This window comes from Bradyrhizobium sp. CSA112 (genome assembly GCF_029051645.1).
Taxonomy (GTDB): Bacteria; Pseudomonadota; Alphaproteobacteria; order Rhizobiales; family Xanthobacteraceae; genus Bradyrhizobium.
The window spans coordinates 1-1008 of the sequence record NZ_JAACFS010000112.1 but is presented as its reverse complement, the minus strand read 5'-3'; the positions used below and the strand labels follow the sequence as shown (position 1 = coordinate 1008).

1 protein-coding gene is annotated in these 1008 nt (G+C 66.0%); it reads right to left on the bottom strand.

All coding sequences use genetic code 11. The features are described 5' to 3' along the window. The coding region (locus GWE18_RS41895; RefSeq protein ID WP_275191302.1) for an IS5 family transposase at positions 1 to 1008 on the bottom strand (1008 nt) is incomplete at both ends.

The window sequence follows — 1008 nt, the reverse complement described above, 5'->3', positions numbered from 1 at the left end:
GGGGAAGAGTGCGGTCAGGAACAGGCGCAGCAAAAGGCTGAGCCAGCGGATGAGGCGGCGGAAGTTGTAGCCGGCGGCGGCGAGGACGGCGTTGGCGGCGTCGCCCTGGCGGAACCAGAGATAGTTGCGGCCCATGCGGTGCTCGGCCTTGAGATGGCCGATGACGGGCTCGACGGCGGACCTGCGGCGCAGTTCGCGCTTGATCCTGGGCGTCACCCCTCGCTTCTGGCCGGAGAGGAAGACCCTGAACTTGTAATCGGGCGGCGCGTTGTGGCCGCGGTATCCCTTGTCTCCGAGGAGGCGCGCAATGATGTTGCCGATCAGCGCCTCCATGTCCGGGATCACGGTGGCCAGCGTGTGACCGTCATAGGGATTGCCGGGCAACGCCTTCACATGGGTGACGAACTGGCCGCCCTTGGCATGGCCGATCGTGGTGGCGACGGAGACCTTGACGCCGAACTCGTAAGGCCGATGGGCCTTGCCTTTGCCGATGCATTCGACCTCCGGCGCGTGCAGGGAATAGACCTTCGGCCCGCGTTGACGTTGCTGCTGCTCGCGCACGCGCCGCGCGAGCGCCAGCAGCTTTGTGAATGCCGCTTCGAGCGCGCCGTTACCCTCGATCTTGCGGCCGACATCGCGGATGACGCGGCCGAGATAGGTGCGCAGCTTCTTGAGCGCTCGGTTGGCGCGCTTGAACTGCTTGGCGTGGGCATAGCGCTGATGCTGAATCAGGGCGAACTTGCCCACCCGCGCATAGGATTGACGCAAACTCACCCCATGACGCTGCGCCAGCCGCACCAGCTTCTCGCGCGCCCGGTTCAGAAGCTTCGCATCGGTGGGGAACGTCACGTTCTTGGGCTGAACCGTGGTGTCGACGATCACCCGCGACAGTTCGGACGGCTTGATCGCCTTGGTCCGGGTGGCAACCGACAGGCTCTCCTGGATCAGCGCCGCCAGCCGCTCCTCGCCCATCCGGTTGCGCCAGCGCGTCAGCGACGAGCGGTCGAA